This window comes from Streptomyces sp. NPDC013455 (genome assembly GCF_040632975.1).
In the GTDB taxonomy this organism is placed as follows: Bacteria; Actinomycetota; Actinomycetes; order Streptomycetales; family Streptomycetaceae; genus Streptomyces.
This window is the reverse complement of the sequence record NZ_JBEYCX010000006.1, coordinates 126,515-149,317: the sequence shown is the minus strand read 5'-3', so window position 1 is coordinate 149,317 and position 22,803 is coordinate 126,515. Positions and strand designations below refer to the sequence as shown.

Genomic DNA, 22,803 nt, shown 5'->3' with positions numbered 1-22,803 from the left:
CCGCCGACGGCCTAGTCGGGCGACGGCCGCCAGCCCGCCGCCGTGACGCGTGCCTCGTCCGCCGGGCGCGACGTGTCGAACAGCACCTCCCCGCCGGCCTCGACGCACAGGGCGTCGACGTAGGCGCCCCGGCCGGCGTACAGCCGGTCGGTGGTGTACCGCCAGCGCAGGGCCAGTTCGCGCCCGGCCGGGAGGGCCGCGGTCACCCGGTGCCAGACCCGGCCCGACCAGCCGGTGGCGGTGCCGGCGGGGTGGTCCCCGGCACCTTCGCCGGGCCGCCGGGTGGTGAACGGGACCGGCTCCCAGGTGGCCGCGCCGTCCGCGCTGCACTCCAGGACCAGGACGTCGGAGGCGGGCTCGGTGTCCCACCACAGGGCGCAGCGCAGCCGGGCCGGGGCCCGGGAGGTGTCCAGCGGCGGGAGGGCGAGGGTCGCCGACGTCCCGTTCGCCATGCCCGAGAACCAGGCCGTGCGGCCCCGCGCGGGGCGCACCGGCACCGCACGGGCCAGGTTGTTCCCGGCGGCCACCCGCGGTGCGGACCCCGACCGCCAGGTGCGCACCGGGTGCACCGAGTTGCCGAGCACGACCAGGAAGGTGTCGGTCGTGGGGTCGAGCACCAGAGAAGTGCCGGTGAAGCCGGTGTGGCCGGCCGTGCGCGGGGTGGCCATCGCCCCCATGTACCAGTGCTGGTACAGCTCGAAGCCGAGGCCGTGCTCGTCGCCCGGGAAGGCCGTGTTGAAGTCGGTGAACATCAGCTCCACCGACTCGCGCCGCAGGATGCGCGTGCGCCCGTGGATGCCGCCGTCGAGCAGCGTACGGCCGAGGACCGCGAGGTCCCAGGCGCTGCCGAAGACGCCCGCGTGACCCGCCACGCCGCCCAGGCTCCAGGCGTTCTCGTCGTGCACCTCGCCCCACACCAGCCCGCGGTCCAGCCCCGACCAGGGCCGGCGCGCGTCCTCGGTGGCCGCGATCCGCGGTCTCCAGGAGGCGGGCGGGTTGTAGCGGGTGCTGTCCAGCCCGAGCGGACCGGTGATCTCCTCGTGCAGCAGCGTGTCCAGCGCGCGGCCGGTGATCTCCTCCAGGACCAGCTGGAGCGAGATCAGGTTCAGGTCCGAGTACAGGTACGCGGTGCCGGGCGGGTGCAGCGGGGCCTCGTTCCAGATCAGCTCCAGCTTCCCCGCCCGCGTCGGCGCGCCGTACAGCGGGATCCAGGAACGGAACCCGGAGGTGTGCGTGAGGAGCTGGCGGACCGTCACGTCCCGCTTGCCGGCGCGTCCGAAGTCCGGGAGGTACGCGGCGACCCTGCCCTCCAGCTCCAGCGCGCCCCGCTCGATCTGCTGGACGGCCAGGAGCGAGGTGAACAGCTTGGAGACGGAGGCCAGGTCGAAGACGGTGTCCCGGGTCATCGGGAGCTGCTCCTCGGGCGGGAACTCGACGCCGGTGTCGGTCTTCTCGTCGTACGCGGCGTAGCGCACCGCCATGCCGACCGGCTCGTGCAGGGCCACCGTGCCGCCGCGCCCGGCGAGCAGGACGGCACCCGCGTACCACGGGCGGCGGGGGGAGGGGGCGAGGAACGCCTCGGCGTCCGTGACGAGTTGCCGCAGGTGTCCGGGGAGCAGCCCGGCGCGCTCGGGGGAACCGTGGCGCAGTGTACGGCGGCCGGCGGCGGGCGTGGCGGCGGCCGGGCCCGCGGGGAGCGCGCCCAGGGCCAGTGCGCCGCCCGCCGCCAGGGAGCCGACGACGAGCCGGCGGCGCGTCAGCCCCCTCGCCCGTCCGCCTGACAGGTCGTCCGTCATCGCGCGCCTCCGTCCGGGAGCGTCTTCCGGGGCTTGCCCGCCGGTGCACTTTCCTGTCGGACGGCGGGTGTGTCAACGGGGCGCGGCCGTCATGGGCCGGCGGCCGCCCCGCTCGCGTACTGCTCCGACCGGCCGGCCGCACACGGCCCGAGAGCGCCGGCTTCGTCGCCGAGGTGCCCCGCGACCCCGACGACACGCCGCGGACGACGGCCGCTCCGGAGCCGTACCGACGGCAGGCGCACCCGACCGGTGCGACCGCCACCCAACGAGGCAGGCGGGTGACGGCGTGAGCGCACCTTCCCCCCGGGTGGCAGGCATATGCCACAACCACCCGCTCCAGAACCGAGGTGAACCATGACCGACACCGCGCGCCTCGCGGTCGCAGAGGGCAAAGGCATGGGCTGGCTGCCGGACCGGCCCGACATCCGCGACTTCACCAAGGACTCCGACGGCGTCCCGCAACTCGTCGAGCGCACGGGGGTCCTGAAGGCGGTCGGCGGGCCCCTCCCGGCCCAGATGGACCTGCGTGCCAAGTGCTCCCCGATCGTGGACCAGGGCAACCTCGGGTCCTGCACGGCGAACGCCGCCGCCGGGGTCCTCGAGTACTTCGAACTCCAGACCCACGGCGGCTACACGCCCGCGTCCCGGCTGTTCATCTACAAGGCGACCCGCGACTACCTCCAGTGGACCGGCGACACCGGCGCCTACCTGCGCTCGACCATGGGCGCGCTGAGCCTGTTCGGCGCCCCGCCCGAGCGCTACTGGCCCTACGACATCGAGAAGTTCGACAGCGAGCCCTCGCCCTTCTGCTACTCCTTCGCCAGCAACTTCCAGGCCCTCACCTACTACCGCCTGGACCCGCCGGGCATCCCCCGGCCGGACCTGCTCGCCGACATCAAGGCCCACGTCGTCTCCGGACTGCCCTCGATGTTCGGATTCACCGTCTACAGCAGCATCGACGTCGCCACCGGCGGCGACATCCCCTACCCCGCCCGGCGCGAGACGGTGGCCGGCGGACACGCCGTCGTGGTGGTCGGCTACGACGACGAGCGCGTCGTCACCAACCCCATCGACGGCAGCACCACCGAAGGCGCCCTGATCATCCGCAACTCGTGGGGCGAACGCTGGGGCGACGGCGGATACGGCTACCTGCCCTACCGCTACGTCCACGAGGGACTCGCCGAGGACTTCTGGGTCCTCGTCAAGGCCGAGCACCTCGACACGGGCACCTTCGACGAGTGACCGCACCGCAGCGGTCCCCGGATGCTTGACCGGCAGGTCCGGCGGGCCCGAGGATCGGCTGTCATGACGCAGGGACACGGCAGCACGGTCGACGGGGTGCTGCGGCGCAGCGCCCGCCGCACCCCGGCACGGACCGCGGTGGAGTACGGCGAGCGCGGGTGGACGTACGGGGAACTGGACGACGCCGTCTCCCGCGCGGCCGCGCTGCTGCTCGCGCAGGGCCTCACGCCCGGCGACCGGGTCGCCGCCTACGGCCACAACTCCGACGCCTACCTGATCGCCTTCCTCGCCTGCGCCCGGGCGGGCCTCGTCCACGTGCCGGTGAACCACGGCCTCACCGGCGACGACCTGGCCTACCTCGTCGGCCAGTCGGGCAGCGCCCTGGTCCTCACCGACCCGGACCTCGCCGGGCGGCTGCCGGCGGGAGCGCGGACGCTGCCGCTGCGGGACACCGGCGACTCGCTGCTCGCCCGGCTGGCGGAGACCGCGCCCTACGAGGGTCCCGAAGCCCGCGGCGAGGACCTGGTGCAGCTGCTGTACACATCCGGTACGACCGCCCTGCCCAAGGGCGCGATGATGACCCACCGCGCGCTGGTGCACGAGTATCTGAGCGCCATCACGGCGCTCGACCTGAGCGCCGGCGACCGGCCGGCGCACGCCCTGCCGCTGTACCACTCGGCGCAGACGCACGTGTTCCTGCTGCCCTACCTGGCGGTCGGCGCGACGAACGTCATCCTGGACGCACCGGACGGCGACCTGCTGTTCGACCTGATCGAGGCCGGGCGCGTGGACAGCCTGTTCGCGCCGCCCACGGTGTGGATCGGCCTCGCCGGCCGGCCCGACTTCGCCACCCGCGACCTCGGCGGCCTGCGCAAGGCGTACTACGGCGCGTCCGTCATGCCGGTGCCCGTGCTGGAACGGCTGCGGGCGCGCCTGCCGCGCCTGGCCTTCTACAACTGTTTCGGGCAGAGCGAGATCGGCCCGCTGGCCACGGTCCTCGGCCCCGACGAGCACGAGGGCAGGCTGGACTCCTGCGGCCGGACCGTCCTCTTCGTGGACGCCCGCGTGGTGGACGAGGACGGCGCCGACGTGCCCGCCGGCACGCCCGGCGAAATCGTGTACCGCTCACCGCAGTTGTGCGAGGGCTACTGGGACAAGCCCGAGGAGACCGCCGAGGCCTTCCGCGACGGCTGGTTCCACTCCGGGGACCTCGCGGTGCGGGACGCCGACGGTTACTTCACGATCGTGGACCGGGTGAAGGACGTCATCAACACCGGTGGCGTGCTGGTGGCCTCACGCCAGGTCGAGGACGCCCTGTACACCCACGAGGCGGTCGCCGAGGCCGCCGTGATCGGCCTGCCCGACGAGCGGTGGATCGAGTCGGTCACCGCGGTCGTCGTACCGCGCGGTGAGGTGACGGAGGAGCAGCTCATCGCCCACGTGAAGGAGAAGCTCGCCCCCTTCAAGGCACCCAAGCGGGTGCTCTTCGTGCCCGAGCTGCCGCGCAACGCCAGCGGCAAGATCCTCAAGCGCGCACTGCGCGCACGCTTCGGCGGCTAGGCCGGGCGCCTGCACCGGTCCTCACGGCGGCGGGAGGAGCGTCGGCCGGCGGCCGCCGAGGGCGGCAGCGACGACCTGGTCGATCGCGGGCCCGAGGACGGCTAGCGTCCGTTCTGCCCTTCGGGCGATCCACTGCTGGTCGGCGGGGCGGGGAGTGCCATAGCGGCGCCGCCTGATGTCGTCCACGACGTCCGTGGGGGCGCCCAGTTCGGCGAGTACGCCGAGGGCCTCGCCCTTGGTGATCAGTCCGCCGTCCTGCAAGGTCGTTGCCGCTCTGGCCAGGGTCAGCAAGCCGAGGTCGACCCAGATGTCCCGCGTCCACCGCTCCGGGTGGTCCAGGGCGCGAGCGTGCGGGGTCGTCCAGCTCGGTGACGGCGGGGTAGCTGCGATGCAGCCTCGACGCGAGAGGGACGACCCTTGCCCAAGGTCTCGTGCATCTCGACCAGCCGACGCTCCTCGGCTGCCGTGCACGGTCGGCCGAGCAGAGCGACCAGGTCGAGGTCGCTACGGCCCGGCTGGTAGTCGCCTCCGGCGGGCGACCCGTGTGCCCACACCGCAACCAGCGGCACGACCGGCCGCAGGGCGCTGACGAAACGGTCGACGAGATGCTCGGTCGTCTGATCTGCCACGAGGACAGTCTGGCGCGGACATCCGTTCTGCGCGTCGACACGCCGGCGGACATGTGCGGCCGGGGCCGCCGGCCGGTCGGCGCCGGCCCCCCTCGCGCGGGCCGGCCAGGACGGCCGGTCAGGTCTTCGGTCGCAGGTCCACGATCCGGCGGATCTTGCCCACGGACCGTTCCAGCGACTCCGGCTCGACGATCTCCACGTCGACCGACACCCCGATGCCGTCCTTGACCGCCGCGACGATGGAACGGGCCGCCGCCTCGCGCACCTCCGGCGGCGCGTCCGGGCGGGCTTCGGCCCGGACGGTCAGCGTGTCCAGGCGGCCCTCCCGGCCGAGGCGCAGCTGGAAGTGCGGCGCGACACCGGGTGTGCGCAGCACGATCTCCTCCACCTGCGTCGGGAAGAGGTTGACCCCGCGCAGGATGACCATGTCGTCGCTGCGCCCGGTGACCTTCTCCATCCGCCGGAAAGTCCGGGCCGTGCCGGGCAGCAGCCGCGTCAGGTCCCGCGTCCGGTACCGGACGACCGGCATGGCCTCCTTGGTCAGCGAGGTGAACACCAGCTCGCCCCGCTCGCCCTCCGGCAGCACCTCGCCCGTGATCGGATCCACGACTTCCGGATAGAAGTGGTCCTCCCACACATGGAGCCCGTCCTTGGTCTCCACGCACTCCTGCGCGACACCCGGACCGATCACCTCGGAGAGCCCGTAGATGTCGACGGCGTCGATCGCGAACCGCTCCTCGATCTCCCGCCGCATCTCCTCGGTCCAGGGCTCGGCCCCGAACACGCCCACCCGCAGCGAGGTGGAGCGCGGATCCACGCCCTGCCTCTCGAACTCGTCCAGCAGCGTGAGCATGTAGGAGGGGGTCACCATGACGACGGACGGCCGCAGGTCCTGGATCAGCTGCACCTGGCGGGCCGTCATCCCGCCGGATGCCGGCACGACCGTACAGCCCAGGCGCTCGGCCCCGTAATGGGCGCCCAGGCCACCGGTGAAGAGTCCGTAGCCGTACGCCACATGGACGACGTCACCGGGCCGCCCACCGGCCGCGCGGATCGAACGGGCCACCATGTCGGCCCACATGGAGAGGTCGTTGTCCGTGTAGCCCACCACCGTGGGGCGTCCCGTGGTGCCGCTGGAGGCGTGCAGCCGGCGGATCCGTTCCCGTGGCACGGCGAACATGCCGTACGGGTAGTTCTCCCGGAGGTCGGCCTTGGTCGTGAAGGGGAAGCGGGCGAGGTCGGCGAGCGAGCGGCAGTCCTCCGGACGGACACCGGCCTTGTCGAAGGACTCCCGGTAGAACGGCACATGCGCGTAGGCGTGCCGCAGCGAGGCGCGCAGCCGCTCCAGTTGCAACGCCCGCAGCTCCTCGGGCCCGAGCCGTTCGCCCGCGTCGAGCAGGTCCGTCGCTTCCGCCATCGGCACGTCTCCCTCGCCAGCCGTACATTACGGGCGACCGATCATTCGGTCGCTTCGTTCGGTGCCAGTAATCCAGGCCCTCCCGCCTCCGGGCAAGAGGGCTGCGGCATTTTCCGCGGACCCGGCCGCCGAGCTGCCGCGCAAGGCGTTGCTGCGGAGCGCCGCCGCCCAGGATGATCAACGCATGCCCACCTTCACCGCCGCCGACGGCACCCGGCTCTCCTACCACCTGCGCGGGACCGGCGAGCCCCTCGCCGTGCTGCCCGGCGGCCCGATGCGCGCCTCCGCCTACCTCGGCGATCTCGGCGGGCTGACCGCGCACCGCCGGCTGGCCCTGCTGGACCTGCGGGGCACCGGGGACTCGGAGGCACCGGCGGACCCGGCGACGTACCGCTGTGACCGTATGGTCGAGGACGTGGAGCTATGGCGCGCCCACATGGGGCTGCAACACATGGATCTCCTCGCGCACTCGGCGGGCGCCGCGCTGGCGATGCTTTACGCGGCCCGGCACCCGCGGCGGATACGGCGGCTGGTGCTGATCACCCCCAACCCGTCCGCCCTGGGCATGCGGGCCACGCCCGAGGACCGGCTGGCCGCGGCCCGGCTGCGCGCGGACGAGCCGTGGTTCCCGCGGGCGTACCCCGCCTTCCGGGCCTGGCTCGCGGGCGAGTCGGAGTTCGACGAGGTCTTCCTGCCCTTCTTCCACGGCCGCTGGGACGACACGGCCCGGGCGCACTCGGACGCCGAGCTCGACCAGACCAACGAGGAGGCGGGCGAACGCTACTTCGCGGACGGCGCCTTCACGCCGGACGCGACCCGCATCGCCCTCGCCGCGCTGCCCGCGCCGGTCCTGGTGTACGCGGGCGGATGCGACGGCGGTCCGAGCCCGGCGCTCGCCCGCCGCACCGCCGAGACCTTCCCGCACGGTGAGTGCACCGTGCAGCCCGGCGCCGCCCACTACCCCTGGCTGGACGACCCGGAACGGTTCCGGACCCGGATCGCCGCCTTCCTCGCCGAAGGCGCGGACGACGCCCCGCCCCCGGCGACGTAGGCGCCCGCACCCACGGGGCCCGGACGGTGGCGGTCGCCCTCAGCCGGGCCGGGAGCCGTACGCCGTCAGGAACCGGTCCCGGAACGCGTCCATCGGCCAGACCGGCGCGTCCGCGGCCGGTTTCAGGCCCTCGGTCCAGCGCCAGCCCGAGATCCGGTCCAGGACATTCCGGTCGTGGGCGACGATCGTCACGGGCACGTCCTTGCGGGGGCTGCCCCCGGTGACGGCCGGGACCGGCTGGTGGTCGCCGAGGAAGACCAGGACCGTGTCCTCGCCGCCGTAGCGGCGCAGGAACCCGACGAGGCTGCGCAGCGAGTACGCGATGGACCGGCGGTACCCGGCGCGCACGTCCTCCGGGTTCCTCCCGGCCCCGTCGGCGGCCTCGCCGTCCCGGCCGAGGCGGCGGTACACCGAGCCGTCGCCCAGCCCCTGCCAGTCGGTCATCGGCGGGACGGGCGTCCAGGGGTGATGGCTGGAGGTCAGGATGATCTCCGCCATGAGCGGGCCCCGGCCGCGCCGCCCCAGCTCCAGCCGCCCGAAGGTCTCCAGGGTGAACTGGTCCGGCATGTGCGACCAGCCGAAGGCGGGGCCGTGGTAGCCGAGGCGGGCCCGGTCGTAGACGTGGTCCAGGCCGAAGAAGCCGCCCTCCGGCCAGGCTCTGTCCACACCGGGCGCGACACCCACGGTCCGCCAGGCGCCGGCCGTGCGGAAGGCACCGGTGAGGGTCGTCCGGTCGCCGGAGGTGAGGGTGCGGAACCGCTGCTGGTTGCTGATCCACAGCCCGGACAGGAACGTCGCGTGGGCGAGCCAGCTGCCGCCGCCCGTCACCGGTGAGCGCAGCCAGCCGCTGCGCGCCTCGAAGCCGGCCGCCCGGAGAGCGGCGCTGCTCTCGGTCAGCACCGCGCCGATCCGCGGGCCGATCACCGGGTCCTCGACGGCGCAGCGGCCGTAGCTCTCGACGAACGTGAACAGCACGTCCTTGCCGCGCAGTCGGGTCAGCAGCCGGTCGGGCGGCGTGCGCGCGAACGCGTCGCGGGCGGCCTGGCGGCCGAAGACCCGCGCGTCCGCGAGGGCCGCGCGGACCTGCCGGACGCGCTCGCCGACCAGTCGGGCGTCGACCGCCGCGGCGACCGGCACCCCGTCGGCGCGCAGACCGAGCGTGACGCAGGTGATCCAGGCCGTGCCGAGGGCCAGGGTGATGCCCAGCCCGCGTCGGCGCAGCCGGGCCGGCACCGCCGTCAGCCGGACCGCCGCCAGCGTGGTCACAGCGGGGACGGCCATCGCCACGGCGACGCCCGCGGCGAGGGCGAGCAGTTCACCGGTCCGGCCGGCCGTCTCGCGCAGGTAGTCCGCCGCGTTCCCCAGCAGGCCCCAGTCCAGCACCGGGTCGAACGGCCGCAGCAGCACCTCGTGGAAGCCCATGTCGAGCCCCTTGAGCAGGACGAGCAGCCCGATCAGGAGGCCGCCCGCCACGGCGGCGGCGCGCCTCGCCCGACCCGGCAGGGCGAGCAGCAGCCCGGCGAGCACCACGCCCTCGACCGGGAGACGCAGGAAGGCGCCCGGCGTGAGGCCGTCGAGCCGGTCGGGCAGCAGCAGCGCGCCGAGGAGGAGGACGGCGGCGAGCACGGTCGTACCCACGTCCACGCACCGCGCGAGGCGCGGGTGCCGGCGGCGGAACCGGCAACGCTCGCCGGGGTCTTGGCTGTGGCTGTGGCTGTGGCTTGGGCCTTGGCCTTGGCCGCGGTCCGTCGCCGCCCGCCCGGTGCGGCACCCGGCCGCCGTGCCGCCGGGGTCCGGTTCCGCCGTGCCGTCCGGCAGGGGGCCGGGCGAGAGCTGAGACACCCGAGGATCCTTCCGTGCGGGCCCGGAGCCGGTCACGACCGTTACGGCCGGCGGGAGCCTCCCCGACCGACCGTCACCGTGAGTCACCGTTGGGCTTGGTCGTGCGCACAGAGTAGTTCTCGGCGGCGGCAGCGACGGCCGGACACCCCGGCGGTCCCCAGTGCGCGGACAGGCCGCGGCGCACCGGGTGGACGCCGCCCGCAGGCTGCCCGGGCACGCCGACGGCGGCGGCTCGCCGTTCTCCGCCGTGTGGCTCTTGCAGCCCGAGCGCCCCGCGATGTGACGGACCGTCCGGAGACACGCGTCCCAGAGTCCGTACGGACGGTCGTGAAGGTCGCCCTCACGTGCTCTGTCGGCCGTAGCGGCCGGTCGCTAGGCTGAGCCGCGGACGACGAACCGGGAGGAGCACGGACGTGGCCGAGACCACCACCAGGCAGCAGCCGCTCGCGGGATGGGAGAAGCCGGAGCTGGACCTCAGCAGGGCCGAGTGGCAGTCCAGCAGCCGCGGTCTGGGCGATGTCCAGATCGCCTTTGTCGAGGGCTTCATCGCGATGCGCAACAGCGGCCGGCCGGAGAGCCCCTCCCTGATCTTCACCCCCGCCGAATGGGGCGCCTTCGTCTCCGGCGCCCGGGAGGGCGAGTTCGACCTCACCTGACCCACCCCCGGCCGCACCCGCCACCGCATGGCCACGACGGCGTCGCCACCGGGGGCGGCCGCCTGCCGTACCCGGCACCGCACCCCGATCTCACCTGAACCGGGGGTGTTCCGGCCGGATTTCCGGACACGCGACCGGCAGTGCCCTGCCGGGGCCGGACCTGAGCGAGGCTGGCCCCAGCAAGGGGAAGGTCGCCTTCCGGAGGTGAGGAACATGAGCGCTGCGCCGGTCGTCGCCGCGGTCGACGGGTCCGCGGACAGCCTGCGAGCCCTGGACTGGGCCCTGGACGCCGCCCGCCGTCGTGCGGCGCCGCTGCGGGTCGTGCACGTACGGCAGTACGCGGCCTGGAGCCAGGCCGACGTGCTGGTCGCCGGGCCGCCCGAGGCCGAGGGCGACCCGGTGCTCGACGAGGTGCGCGCCCGGCTCGCGGACCGCGCCGGGGAGCCGCCCGTGGAGTACGTCGCCCTGGAGGGGGTGCCCGGCGCCGTCCTGCCCGAACTCGGCGGCGAAGCACAGCTGTTGGTGCTCGGCTCGCGCGGCCGCGGCGGCTTCGCCAGCCTGCTGCTCGGCTCCAACGGCCTCGCCGCCGCGCGGGACGCCGAGTGCCCGGTCGTCGTCGTACCGCGCCCGGACCGCGAGGTGCACGGGGAGGGGCCGGCCGAGCCCGGGCCCCGCGTGGTCGCCGGTCTGCACGCCGACAGCCCCGACGAGGCCCTGCTCTCCTTCGCCTTCGCGGAGGCGGCCCGCCGCGGCGCCCGGCTCCAGGTGATCGCCGCCTACCCCTGGCCGGTGCAGATCTGGTCCGCCCCCGGACAGCCGGTGCCGCCACCGGTCGACCAGGACGCGGTGGCGCACGAGACCCGCGCCCTCGCCGAGGGCCTGCTCGCACCGCACCGCGCACGGCACCCCGGGGTCCGCGCCGACGCCGAGGCACTGCCCGGCGACGCGGCCGGCCACCTGGTCGCCGCCTCCAGGGACGCCGACCTGGTCGTCGTCGGCCGGCACCGGCGGCGGCTGCTCGCCCCGGCCCGCATGATGGGCTCGGTGACCCAGGCGGTGCTGCTGCACGCGGCGAGCCCGGTCGCGGTGGTGCCACCGGCCCCGCCGGAGGGCTGAGGCCGGCACCGGCACCGCAGGGAGTCGCGGCCGGCACCGGAGCCGCGGAGAGCGAAGTCGGCATGGGAGCCGCGGAGATCGAGGCCGGTATGGGAGCCGCGGAGATCGAGGCCGGCCTCGGATCCGCGGAGGGCCGCGGCCCGCATCGGATCGGCGGAGAGCGGACGGTTGAGGCCGGCACCGATCCGTGGCGGGCCGGGACCGGCATCCGACCCGCCTAGCACACGGCACCGTGCCCCGCAATCACTCCGGTGCCGACCGGGACACCGGTGGCTGTGGTGCCCGGCTCCATGGTGTGCGGACACACCCGAACCTATGGTTCCGCCACCCCCGGTGCTCCAGGCGCCGTCCCCGCGCGGGAGCGGCCGGGGACCGTGTGTCCACCGAAGGAGCCGCCATGCCACTGCCCGCGTCCAGCACCGCACCCGGAGCACCACCCGGCGCCCGCGTCCTGCTCCGTCTCCTCGCCGTCCTCGCCGTCGTCCTCGGCACCGCACTCGCCGCACCCGCGCCCGCGGCCCGTGCCGCCGTCACCCTCACCCGGGTCAGCGACTTCGGCACCAACCCGGGCGCGCTGACCATGTACGTCCACCGGCCCGCCGGCCTGCCGGCCCACCCGCCGGTCGTCGTCGCCCTGCACGGCTGCACCCAGAGCGCCCAGGTCTACGCGGACAACTCCGGTCTGCCGCAACTCGCCGACGAGCAGGGCTTCCTGCTCGTCCTCGCCGAGACCGGCACCGCCAACAACCCCAGCAAGTGCTTCAACTGGTTCCAGAGCACGGACAACCGGCGGGGCCAGGGCGAGGCCCTGTCGGTCCGGCAGATGGTGGGCCACGCGGTCACCGCCTACGGCGCCGACCCGAACCGGATCCACGTCACCGGACTGTCCGCGGGCGGCGCGATGACCGCGGTCATGCTCGCCGCCTACCCCGACGTCTTCTCCGCGGGCGCGGTCGTCGCCGGACTGCCCTACGACTGCACGAAGAACAACAGCCCCTACACCTGCATGAACCCGGGCGTCGACCTCAGCCCGGCCGACTGGGCGCAGCGGGTGCGCGACGCCTACCCGGGGTACACCGGGCCGTGGCCGCGCACCGCCGTCTGGTACGGCGACCAGGACACGACGGTCGTCCCGCGCAACGCCACCGAACTGCGCGACCAGTGGACGGCACTGCACGGCCTGTCTCAGACGCCCACCCGGACCAGGACCATCGGGCCCGATGCCACCCGCCAGGAGCAGTACCTTGCCGCCGACGGCACGGTCGCCGTCGAGGTCGACCGCGTCCCCGGCATCGGACACGGCACCCCGGTCGACCCCGGCACCGGCGGCGAACAGTGCGGTGCCACCACGGCTCCCTACTTCCTCGACTCCATCTGCTCCAGCCGCTGGATCACCCGCTTCTTCGGCCTGGACACCTCCGACCCGGGCGGGTCCGACCCGGGCGGCCCGGACCCGGGTGACGGCACCGCCGCCTGCTGGACGGCGAGCAACTACGCCCACGTGCAGGCGGGACGCGCCACCACGAGCGGCGGCTACACCTACGCCACCGGCTCGCACCAGAACATGGGCCTGTACAACACGTTCGTCACCCACACCCTGAAGGAGTCGCCCACGGGCTACTTCACCCTCGCCGACACCGGCTGCCCCTGACCGGGCGTCAGCACCCGGCACGCCGCCATGGTGGCCGACGCCCCTGAACGCGCCTTCATCATGGCGGCCCCACACATGTCCGGAACCACCACACCGCACCTAGCCTCCAGCGCGTCCCCCCGCCGTGGCACCGGCCCGGCCCCGCCAACCCGCCGGAGGATCGACATGCTCACCCACCGTCAGCCCCGCCCCACGTCACCACCGGGCCGCCCGGTCCGCCGCACCCTGCTGGGCGCGCTGTCGCTGGCCGCCGTCTGCGCACTCCACGTCACCCCGGCCGGCGCCGCACCGGGCGGCCCGGGGACACCCGAGGCCCACTGCGCCGACCGCGCCCGGCTGGTGGTGCCCGGCGCCGCCCACGCGCACGCCGACTGCCTGGAGGAGCTGACCACCGCCGGGACCGTGGCCTCCGGCCACACCGACCCCGCCGACTACGCGGGGCTCACCCCCGAGAACCTGCCCACACCCAGCGGTGTTCCCGGCATCCAGATCGACGGCTACTTCCCGGACGGCTCCACCACGAACACCAACCACGGCTGGCACCACGACTCCCAGTTCGTCATCCGGCTGCCCGACCACTGGAACGGCGGCCTCGTCGTCGCCGGCACCCCGGGCAACCGCGAGCAGTACGCGAACGACCGGGCGATCGCCGACTGGGTGCTGGCCCGCGGCTACGCCTACGCCGCCACCGACAAAGGCAACACCGGCACGGCCTTCCACCGCGACGGCCGCCGTCCCGGCGACGCCATCGCCGAATGGAACACCCGCCTCACCCAGCTCACCCGCGCCGCGCGCACCGTCGTCACCCGGCACTACCACCGGCCCCCCGCCCGCACCCTCGCCACCGGCATGTCCAACGGCGGCTACCTGGTGCGCTGGCAGCTGGAACACCACCCCGAGCTGTACGACGGCGGAGTCGACTGGGAAGGCACCCTCTGGCGCCCCGACGGCCCCCACCTGCTCACCTTCCTGCCGGCCGCGCTGCGCCACTACCCCGCCTACGCCGCGGGCGGACCCGGAGCCGCCGAGGCCGCGGCGGCACTGCACCGGGCCGGCTTCCCCGCCGGCTCCGAGTTCCTCTGGCCATACCACCACCGGGTCTACTGGGACCTCACCCAGCGCCTCTACCGCGAGGAACTCGACCCCGGCTACGACGGCGACACCGAGGCCGGCACCCCGTACTGTGCCTCCGGCACCCCCGCCTGCGACGCCGATTACGCCTACCCGGACCGGCCCGCCGCCGTCCACCGGGCGGTCGGGCGCATCGCCCTCACCGGACGCATCGGCAAGCCGCTGATCAGCCTCCAGGGCACCCTCGACGTGCTGTTGCCGATCAGCCAGGACTCCGACGTCTACGCGCGCATGGTCCGGCAAGCCGGCCGCGGCTCCCTGCTGCGCCTCTACCGCATCGAGGACGGCACCCACACCGACGCGCTGGCCGACGCCTTCCCCGACAGGCTCCGGCCGATGGTGCCCTGCCACCGCTCCGCCTTCACCGCACTGGAACGCTGGATCGCCGGAGCGGGCCGCCCGCCCGCCGGTCACACCGTCGCCCGGCCGGCCGGCGCATCCCCGGCCACCCTGCTCACCAGCTGCCCGCTGGACTAGGGGATGTCGCGCCGACCAGGCCGCCCCAGACGCCGCGAGCCCGGGATGATCGGTGTGACACCTCCCAGGTGATGCACCGGGCGCCCGCAGGTCACCCACCGGGGCACGGACACGTACCATGGCCGCATGTCGTTCCTCCGCCGCCGCAGTGCGACCCCCGCCGGACCCGACTTCGACGTGCTGGCCATGGACCCGGGCGACTGGCCGGGCAACCTCGGCGCGGGTCTGCTGCCCGCCCCCGACGGCACCTGCCAGGGCGTCTTCCTGCGCTACGACCTGTTCGGCGGACGCGGCCCCGCCATGATCATCGGCAATCTCCCGGAGGGCTCCCCGGCGCGTGACGTCGCCGAGTCGGAGATCCCCTTCGAGGTGGGCCAGCTGCTGCTGGCGCTGGAGAACGACGAGGAGGTCACCGTCGTCGGCACCGAGGACACCCCGGTGCTCCAGGGCGACAACCTCCTCATCGTGCGGCGGCTGAAGCTGTCCGAGAGCCGGATCTCCTGCGTCCAGTTCGACCGCAGCGACGGCGTCCTCGTCACCATCGCCGCCTGGGACCGCCCCATCACCGACGACCTGTACGCCCTGCTGAAGCCGCTCCCGGCGGAGCTCTTCCAGCAGGGCTGAGGCACCGGCCGGCCGGCCGTGGCTAGCCAGCCGGTCCTTCCAGCGTCACGTCCGCGGCGCGGACGAAGGCGACCCGGTGGCCGTACTGGATCTCGTAGTACAGGTCCGTGCCCACCACGACCCGGTGCGAGTCGGGGGTGAAGGTGACCGCGTAGTAGTACTCGCCCGGCACCTCGTCACCGGCCACGTACCTCTGTCCGGCCGGGACCGAGTAGGGCAGCGGGACCACCGACTGGGCGGGTACGCCCGCCGGGTACGCCTCCTTCTCCGGATAGGCGCGGCCGTACACCGGGACGCTCGCCAGGCCCTCCCTCGGCGTCACCACGAGGCCCTTCGCGGGCACCGCCGCCGGCTCCTCGCGCGGGTTGCGGAACCAGGCCTTCTGGCCCAGGTACCAGATGGCCGTCCAGTCGCCCCAGCGGTCGGCGACCGCGTACTGCTGACCGGTCGAGACCCGCGAGGACAGGTCGTTCACCCCGTCGGTCGGATCCTTCTTCAGCCCGATGTCCCTCACCAGCGGGGCGGTCACGTCGTGGTCCGTGTACAGCCGCACCTCGCTGGAGCCGTGCGCGGTGCACGGCTCGCCCCGGGTGGTGCAGCCCGTGTACACGGGCCGGTTCGCGTCGTAGTCCGGCAGGATGGTCAGCACACCGGAGTGCCGGCCGGCCGTGCGTTCGAAGGGGCGGCCCAGCAGGTGGAAGTAGTGCCGCCAGTCCCAGTAGGGGCCGGGGTCCGTGTGCATGCCCGGGACGGAGGACGCGGTCGGCCCCGGCACGTTGTCGTGGCCCAGGATGTGCTGCCGGTCCAGCGGCACGTCGTAGGTCCTGGCCAGGTAGCGCACCAGCCGGGCCGAGGACCGGTACATCGCCTCCGTGTACCAGGCGTCCGGGCTGGCGAGGAAGCCCTCGTGTTCGATGCCGACCGACTTGGCGTTGACGAACCAGTTGCCGGCGTGCCAGGCGACGTCCTTCCCCTTGACGTGCTGGGCGATCAGACCGTCGGTGGAACGGATCGTGTAGTGCCACGACACATAGGTGGGGTCCTGGATCAGCTTCATGACCCCCTCCCACGCGCCCTCCGTGTCATGGATGACGATGTACTTGACGCTCTGTGACAGCGGACGGTCGCCGAGGTCGTGGTTGCCGTAGTCGTTGTCCCCGAACTCCGTGTACGGCGCCGGGACCGACACGCAGGACACCGACCTCGGGCACTCGGTGCCGTCCGTCGGCAGCGTGCGCAGGCCCGCCCGTGCCAGCGCGGCGGTGTCGGCGGTGAGCCGCGGCTGCGCGGCCAGGGTGACCAGCTGGCCGTCGTCCGTGACGCGCTGCCCGCCCGTGCGCAGGACGTCGTACACGTCGTCGGCGTACGCCGCGGCGGTCGCCGTGTCCTCCGCGCCGGAGAACCGGGCCACCGCGCCGTACCAGTCGGCCGGGTCGCCGCTCAGCGGCTCACCCAGCTCCCGCTGGGCGGCGGCGAGCAGCGCGGCGCCGCCGGCCACGTTCGCCGCCGGGTCGGTGCGCAGCTCCTCGGCCGGGATGCCGGTCAGCTCCGCGGCCCTCGGCAGCGTCCGCAGCCGCGCCGGCAGCGCCGACTCGGCCGGCGCCTCGACGGCCGGACGCAGCGCTGCCCGCGCGCTGTCGCCCCGGGCGTCCTCCGCGCCGTCGGCGAAGTGCTCCGCGGTGGCGATCGCGGTCCGCGCGTCGGTGAGGTGCATGGGGCCGTAGCCGCCGGTCACACTCGGCGCGCCACCGTGCGCGTCCCAGCGGGACTGGAGGTAGGAGACGGCCAGCAGAACGCTCTGCGGCACGTGGTGGTCGGCCGCCGCGGTGGCGAACGCGTGCTGGAGCCGGTTCGCGGCGGAGTCGGCGGCGGTGTGCGCCGGGGCCGCGCCGAGCAGGGGCAGCAGCAGGGCCGCGGCGGCGAGCGGGACGGCGGTGCGCCGCGGACGTCTGTGGCCGGGCCCGGACGTGGGGTCGGTGGCGGATCCTCGCAATGCGGCCTCCTGTGACGGGCGGAGCGTGGCGGGGCGTGCGGCGCCGAGCTGGGGTCAGTGGTACCGGCTGGCCGACGATCCGTCAATGATGCCCACACGCAGGTGATTTCCCACGTCACGGAGGGTTTGCGGCGAGTTTCGCGGCGGTGGCGCACGGGCCTGCGGGGCGTCACTGGCATACACCAGTGGGCACGCCGGGCACCGGCCCGAACGGGTGCGGACACGAAGGTCCGCGGTGCGCCGCCGCTCAGGGCGCACCGCGGAGCCGTCGTCCCCGTCAGCGAGTGCCGACCGCCGCGCGCACGGCCCTGCGGGCCATCTGGCAGTCGTCGTGCAGCCGCCTGAGCAGCAGCCGCTGTTCCTCGCCGGACGGCGCCGCACCCGGATGGGGCGTGCCCGGTGCCGCCGGGGCCGTGTCGTGCATCGAACGCTGCACGGCCGTCTCGTACCTCCGGATCTCCCGGGTCAGCAGGAGCATCAGGTTCACCAGGAAGGCGTCCCGGGAGGCCGGGCCCGCCGACTGGGCGATCTGGCTGATCTGCCGGCGGGCCACCGGCGCGTCGCCGAGGACCAGCCACAGCGTCGCCAGGTCGTAGCCCGGCAGGTACCAGCCCGCGTGCTCCCAGTCCACCAGCACTGGACCAGCCGGTGAGAGCAGGATGTTCGACAGCAGGGCGTCGCCGTGGCAGAACTGGAGCATGCCGTGCCGGCCCACCTCGTGGGCGATGCCGTGCAGCAGCTTCTGCAGGTCGCCGAGGTCCCGGTCGGTGAGCAGGCCCAGCTCGTGGTACCGGGAGATCCGGGCCGCGTAGTCCAGGGGCATGTCGAAGGTGCCCGCCGGGGGCCGCCAGGCGTTCAGCCGGCAGATCGCGCCGAGCGCGCCCCGGAGGTCGGCGCGGGGCGGCGCCTCCGCCGGATGCCGCTGGAACGCCGCCGTCCGGCCCGCCATCCGCTCGATCACCAGGGTGCAGTTGTCCGGGTCCGCCGCGATCAGCCTCGGCACCCGGACCGGAGGCCGGTGCCGGACGAACGAGCGGTATGCGGCTATTTCGTGGCGGGCCCGCTCCGCCCACGCGGGCGAGTGGTCGAGGAGACACTTGGCGACGGCCGTGCTGCGCCCCGTCGTCCCGACGAGGAGGACGGACCGTCCGCTGCGCCGCAGGACCTGGACCGGGGCGAACTCCGGGCAGATCCGGTGCACCGATGCGAGCGCGGTGCGCAGCTGTGCGCCCTGGGGGCCGGACAAGTCGAGTCTCCCGCTGAGCGGTTGGGTCCCCGGCTGGCCCGGGATGCGCCGTGGCCGGCCCGCGACCGGCACGGGGCCGCCCGGACGCGCCACCGGGTCGAGATACGGTCCGCCGCCCGCCGGGCGGGCGCGGAGCGGCCGGGGCGGGGCGGACACGGAGGACGATGCTGCGTACATGGGAGATACAGATCCCTTCGTGTGCCTGCGGTGCCTGCCTGTACGTCCGCGTTCCGAACCCGTGCTCCGGGTGTGACCCCTGAGCGTGGTTTCGGGAGCGTGCGCCCACCCGGCCCGGTCGTCCGGGCACACCCTGGGGAATGTGCCCGTCATATGCGGCCACAGGGGCCGTCCATGGGAGGTGGCGACCGGGCCGGGGTGGCTCGTTCCTACCTGACACCCGATGGCCAGTGGCACACCATCTGGCGGACCCTGGCGAACCCTGGCGAATAGTCGCCCGGCAACCTGCACCCGGCTACTGTCAACTCAGCCGAGAACCTGGGGGCTTGACGTGAGCGGACAACCCAACACCCGCCTGGCGGACCTGTTCGGCCTGGCCGGCTGGTCCAAGGGCGAACTCGCGAGACTGGTCAACCGGCAGGCGGCGGCCATGGGCCACCCCCAGCTGGCGACCGACACCTCCCGGGTGCGGCGGTGGATCGACACGGGAGAGATCCCGCGCGATCCCGTGCCGCGGGTGCTGGCGGCTCTGTTCACCGAGCGTCTCGGCCGTGTCGTGACCATCGAGGACCTAGGTCTGGTGCGGCACGGGCGTGCGGGGAAACGGCAGGGCGACGGGATCGAGGAACATCCCGACGGAGTGCCGTGGGCGCCCGAACGGACCGCCGCGGTCCTCACCGAATTCACGGGAATGGACCTCATGCTCAACCGACGCGGCTTGGTGGGCGCGGGTGCCGCGCTCGCCGCGGGATCCACACTCAGCAGCGCCATGCACGACTGGCTGCACACCGACCCGGCCCTCAAGGCCGACGCCCCTGTCCTCGACGACCCCCTGCACGCCGACCCCGCCGGGTTCGACCGCTACGAGGCCGCCCCCATCGGGTCGCAGGAGATCGAGGAGCTGGAGCGCTCGGTCGAGGTGTTCCGCGCCTGGGACGCGGCCCGTGGCGGCGGGCTCCAGCGCAAGGCGGTCGTGGGCCAGCTCAACGAGGTGGGCGGCATGCTCGCCTACCACCATCCCCCTCACCTCCAGCGGCGCCTGTGGGGCGTCGCCGCCAACCTCGCCGTCCTCGCGGGCTGGATGTCGCACGACGTCGGCCTGGAGCCCACGGCGCAGAAGTACTTCGTCATCGCCGCCCACGCCGCCCGCGAGGGCGGGGACCGGCCGCGCGCCGGAGAGGCGCTGTCCCGGGCGGCCCGGCAGATGGTGCACCTGGGCCGGCCGGACGACGCCCTGGACCTGATGAAACTCGCCCAGTCCGGCTCCGGCGACCGGCTCCAGCCGCGGACGAAGGCGATGTTCCACACCATCGAGGCCTGGGCGCAGGCGGCGATGGGCAAGGGCCAGGCGATGCGCCGCACGCTCGGGCAGGCGGAGGACCTCTTCGTCTCCGACCGGCAGGACGCGGAGACACCGGACTGGATGCAGACCTTCAAGGACGAGGATCTGTACGGCATGCAGGCGCTCGCCTACCGCACGCTCGCGGAGTTCGACCCGGGTGCGGCCGCGCACGCCCAGTACTACGCGGACAAGGCCCTCGCCCTCCGTGTCGACGGACGGGAGCGGTCGAAGATCTTCGACCATCTCTCCATGGCCTCGGCCTGCTTCATCGCCGACGACCCCGAACAGGCCGACCGCTACGCCCGGCTGGCCCTGATGTCGATGGGCTCGAACTCCTCCCGTCGCACCTGGGACCGGTTGCGCCAGATGTACCGGCTGACCGCGGAGTACGCGGGCTATCCGAAGATCCACGAGCTGCGGGAGGAGATCAGGCTCGCCCTGCCCAAGCCGAGGGCCAAGGGGAGCGGCAACAGCGCACCGGCGTAGGGAGCCCGTCGCCGTACGTGCCGACGGGTCGGTTCCCGCCGGGCCCCCGGGGCCGCCGGTGCCGTGGCTCGGCCGCCGGTTCCCGCCGTGACCTCCGCGGCCGGTTCACGACGCCGTACCCGTACGGGCCGCTGCGCCGTCAGGGCCGGGTCAAGCCGTCACCCTGGCGACGAGCACGCACGCGTCGTCCGCACGCCCGGATCCGCCGAACTCCTCGACGACCGTGCGCACACAGTCCTGCGCGGTGCGCGCCGCGCCGAACCGTGGGGCGAGGGCGAGCAGCCGGTCGGTGGCCGCCGTCCCGCTGTGGCCCGACAGCAGCCCGTCGGTGTGCAGCAGGAGCAGGTCGCCCGGTCGCAGGGTGACGACGGACTGCCCGTAGACGGCACCGGAGGAGGCGCCGAGGAGGACGCCGTCCGGTGGGTTCAGGGCGCACCCCGTCCCGTCGCGGTACAGCAGCGGGGCGGGGTGTCCGGCCTGCGCCCAGAGCAGGGTGCGGCTCTCGGGCCGGTAGCGGCAGCAGACGGCACTGCCGAGGGCGGGCTGCACGGTGGTGTCGAGTAAGCGGTTGAGCATGGTGAGCAGCGGGCCGGGCTCGGTGCCGCCCATCGCCATGCCGCGGACGGCACCGAGCAGCATCGCCATGCCGGAGGTGACGGCCACGCCCTGTCCGGTGAGGTCGCCGACGCTGAGCAGCGTCTGCCCGTCGGACAGTTCCAGCGCGTCGTACCAGTCCCCGCCGAGCAGCGTCTCGGTCGCGGCCGGGAGGCGGTGGGCGGCGAGGTCGAGGGTTCCGGGACCCCGTTGCGGGAGCCGCAGGGAGCCGCGCCATGGCGGTAGCACGGCTTCCTGGAGCTCTACCGCGATCCGGTGCTCGGTCTGCTCGCGCCGGCGGTGCAGGTGGAGCGAGTCACGGGTCTCGCTCAGCGTCCGCTGGCTGTCGCGCAGTTCGCTGACGTCGCGCAGCACGGCCCACATGGAGGTCGTGCCGCCGTCGGCGCCGAGCACCGGTTCGCCCATCATGTGCACGGTCCGCACCGAGCCGTCGGGCCGTACGACGCGGAACTCGCCGTCGATCGGCTTGGCGTCGATCAGGCAGTCCGTCACCATCGCGGTGAGTGCCGGCCGGTCCTCCTCCAGGACCAGGGACGGCAGCTCGTCCAGGGTCAGGGCGGGCCGGGCCGGGTCGAGACCGAGGATCCGGTAGAGCTCCCCGGACCAGCTGGCCTCGTCGGTGAGCAGGTTCCACTCGGCGCTGCCGACCCGGCTGAGCAGCGCGCCGCGCGGGGCGGCGGCCGGCTCGGGCCGGACGGCGGGCGGTCCGGCGGGCTGTGCCCAGGTGGTGTCCGGGCCGTCCCGAAGCTGGGCCAAGTGCGCGTCCAAGTCGTCCAGTTGATGCAGCGCGAGGTCGTACAGGGCGCGCTGCCAGCGTTCCTCCGGGTCCGCGCCGTCGCTCCTGGTGTCCCGCCGTACGGCGTCCACGTCCCCCTTGAGCCGGCGCGTCTGCGTGATGAGCGCTTCGACCGAGCCACGTCCGGGCGGCTGGGCGGATGGGCGGTCCGCGGAGACTGGGGACGGCATGACGCACTCCGATGGGGGGACGGTACGGCGGGAACGAACGGGGGGACCGTTACGACTCTTGCACAGCGCGCGACGCCCTGTAAGTCATTCGGCGACACACGATACGGTGGTGCTTCTGGCATATGCCAGAGTCTTCCCGGGGCTACTCGGGGGTACGGACGGCGAACGCGTCACGCCGGCCAAATCGTATGACCGGCGCGCGAGTTGGGTCGGGCGGGACTCCTGGGGGACGCGCTCCGTCGGGTGTTCGACGCTCATCTGTTCACGGCGTCGCCAAGCGGCCGGTACCTGCCGAACTCTGACCGGATTTGGCGGCATGTGACGGGCCGCCGCCGACTCCTTATAGGCATGGACATCACCGTCGAACAGTTCGCACTGGCCCGGCTCGTCACCGCCGAGGACCGGGAGGTCCCGGTGTCGGCCACGCTCCGGTACACCGCGGGCGACCCCCTCGCCGTGTTCGTGGACTTCCCGGCGGAGGCCGCCCTGCACGGCGAGCAGGTCACCTGGATCTTCGCGCGCTCCTTGCTCGACCAGGGACTGCGGGCCCCGGCCGGCCGCGGGGACGTACAGATATGGCCGTACGGCCGTACCCGGACGGTGCTGGAGTTCCATTCGCCGCACGGCATGGCCCTGCTGCTGTTCCAGGCGTCGGCGCTGCGGCGCTTTCTGCTGCGCACCTACGCGGCGGTGCCGTGCGGACAGGAGGACGTGGCCGGTGTGGTGGAGCGGGGGCTGAGCGCCCTGTTCGGCGGGGTCTGAGTGGCGTGGCCCGGCGCGGGGCGG

The 22,803-nt window shown here is 73.9% G+C and carries 17 protein-coding genes; 10 read left to right on the top strand and 7 right to left on the bottom strand.

Features of this window, described 5'->3' with window-relative positions; translation table 11 throughout:
- Positions 1 to 11 precede the first annotated feature (11 nt).
- Positions 12 to 1,796, bottom strand: a complete 1,785-nt coding sequence (locus ABZ576_RS12810) for a serine hydrolase (protein ID WP_360739366.1) — start codon at positions 1,794 to 1,796, stop codon at positions 12 to 14.
- A gap of 354 nt (positions 1,797 to 2,150) precedes the next feature.
- On the opposite strand from ABZ576_RS12810, the gene ABZ576_RS12805 reads away from it, so the two are divergent.
- Positions 2,151 to 3,038 (top strand): C1 family peptidase, encoded by an 888-nt coding sequence (locus ABZ576_RS12805; RefSeq protein ID WP_360739364.1) that lies wholly within the window; start codon positions 2,151 to 2,153, stop codon positions 3,036 to 3,038.
- Positions 3,039 to 3,101: 63 nt separating this feature from the next.
- Entirely contained in the window at positions 3,102 to 4,598 is a 1,497-nt protein-coding gene (locus ABZ576_RS12800; protein ID WP_360739362.1) for an acyl-CoA synthetase, read from the top strand.
- 21 nt (positions 4,599 to 4,619) lie between these two features.
- Here ABZ576_RS12800 and ABZ576_RS12795 read toward each other — a convergent pair whose 3' ends face one another.
- Together ABZ576_RS12795 and paaK are read right to left on the bottom strand one after the other, a co-directional pair.
- Positions 4,620 to 4,859, bottom strand: a complete 240-nt coding sequence (locus tag ABZ576_RS12795; protein WP_360739361.1) for a hypothetical protein — start codon at positions 4,857 to 4,859, stop codon at positions 4,620 to 4,622.
- 486 nt (positions 4,860 to 5,345) lie between these two features.
- A complete protein-coding gene (gene paaK / locus ABZ576_RS12790) occupies positions 5,346 to 6,644 on the bottom strand; it encodes a phenylacetate--CoA ligase PaaK (protein WP_360739359.1) in 1,299 nt (432 codons plus the stop codon).
- Positions 6,645 to 6,828: 184 nt separating this feature from the next.
- On the opposite strand from paaK, the gene ABZ576_RS12785 reads away from it, so the two are divergent.
- The gene (locus tag ABZ576_RS12785) at positions 6,829 to 7,695 is read left to right on the top strand and encodes an alpha/beta hydrolase (protein WP_360739358.1); all 867 of its coding nucleotides are present in this window, start codon (positions 6,829 to 6,831) and stop codon (positions 7,693 to 7,695) included.
- Between the two features lie 39 nt (positions 7,696 to 7,734).
- On the opposite strand, the gene ABZ576_RS12780 is transcribed toward ABZ576_RS12785, so the two are convergent.
- Positions 7,735 to 9,333, bottom strand: a complete 1,599-nt coding sequence (locus tag ABZ576_RS12780; protein ID WP_360739357.1) for a sulfatase — start codon at positions 9,331 to 9,333, stop codon at positions 7,735 to 7,737.
- 617 nt (positions 9,334 to 9,950) lie between these two features.
- On the opposite strand from ABZ576_RS12780, the gene ABZ576_RS12775 reads away from it, so the two are divergent.
- The 5 genes from ABZ576_RS12775 to ABZ576_RS12755 all read left to right on the top strand — a co-directional run bounded on the left by ABZ576_RS12775 (position 9,951) and on the right by ABZ576_RS12755 (position 15,192).
- Positions 9,951 to 10,193 (top strand): DUF397 domain-containing protein, encoded by a 243-nt coding sequence (locus ABZ576_RS12775; RefSeq protein ID WP_360739355.1) that lies wholly within the window; start codon positions 9,951 to 9,953, stop codon positions 10,191 to 10,193.
- A gap of 213 nt (positions 10,194 to 10,406) precedes the next feature.
- Positions 10,407 to 11,309 (top strand): universal stress protein, encoded by a 903-nt coding sequence (locus ABZ576_RS12770; RefSeq protein ID WP_360739354.1) that lies wholly within the window; start codon positions 10,407 to 10,409, stop codon positions 11,307 to 11,309.
- Positions 11,310 to 11,706: 397 nt separating this feature from the next.
- On the top strand, positions 11,707 to 12,960 hold the full coding sequence (locus tag ABZ576_RS12765; RefSeq protein ID WP_360739353.1) for a PHB depolymerase family esterase: 1,254 nt from the start codon (positions 11,707 to 11,709) through the stop codon (positions 12,958 to 12,960).
- A 165-nt stretch (positions 12,961 to 13,125) separates the two neighbouring features.
- Positions 13,126 to 14,568, top strand: a complete 1,443-nt coding sequence (locus ABZ576_RS12760) for a tannase/feruloyl esterase family alpha/beta hydrolase (protein WP_360739352.1) — start codon at positions 13,126 to 13,128, stop codon at positions 14,566 to 14,568.
- Between the two features lie 126 nt (positions 14,569 to 14,694).
- Positions 14,695 to 15,192 (top strand): hypothetical protein, encoded by a 498-nt coding sequence (locus tag ABZ576_RS12755; RefSeq protein ID WP_360739350.1) that lies wholly within the window; start codon positions 14,695 to 14,697, stop codon positions 15,190 to 15,192.
- A 22-nt stretch (positions 15,193 to 15,214) separates the two neighbouring features.
- On the opposite strand, the gene ABZ576_RS12750 is transcribed toward ABZ576_RS12755, so the two are convergent.
- A complete protein-coding gene (locus tag ABZ576_RS12750) occupies positions 15,215 to 17,185 on the bottom strand; it encodes a peptidoglycan recognition family protein (RefSeq protein WP_360739348.1) in 1,971 nt (656 codons plus the stop codon).
- A gap of 277 nt (positions 17,186 to 17,462) precedes the next feature.
- Positions 17,463 to 18,608 (bottom strand): aminoglycoside phosphotransferase family protein, encoded by a 1,146-nt coding sequence (locus tag ABZ576_RS12745; protein WP_360739346.1) that lies wholly within the window; start codon positions 18,606 to 18,608, stop codon positions 17,463 to 17,465.
- Between the two features lie 331 nt (positions 18,609 to 18,939).
- Between ABZ576_RS12745 and ABZ576_RS12740 the strand changes: the two genes are divergently transcribed.
- A complete protein-coding gene (locus ABZ576_RS12740; protein WP_360739344.1) occupies positions 18,940 to 20,436 on the top strand; it encodes a hypothetical protein in 1,497 nt (498 codons plus the stop codon).
- A 150-nt stretch (positions 20,437 to 20,586) separates the two neighbouring features.
- Here the strand turns inward: ABZ576_RS12740 and ABZ576_RS12735 are convergent, their stop codons facing one another.
- Entirely contained in the window at positions 20,587 to 22,017 is a 1,431-nt protein-coding gene (locus ABZ576_RS12735; RefSeq protein ID WP_360739343.1) for a SpoIIE family protein phosphatase, read from the bottom strand.
- 348 nt (positions 22,018 to 22,365) lie between these two features.
- On the opposite strand from ABZ576_RS12735, the gene ABZ576_RS12730 reads away from it, so the two are divergent.
- A complete protein-coding gene (locus tag ABZ576_RS12730) occupies positions 22,366 to 22,779 on the top strand; it encodes an SsgA family sporulation/cell division regulator (protein WP_360739342.1) in 414 nt (137 codons plus the stop codon).
- Positions 22,780 to 22,803: the final 24 nt, after the last annotated feature.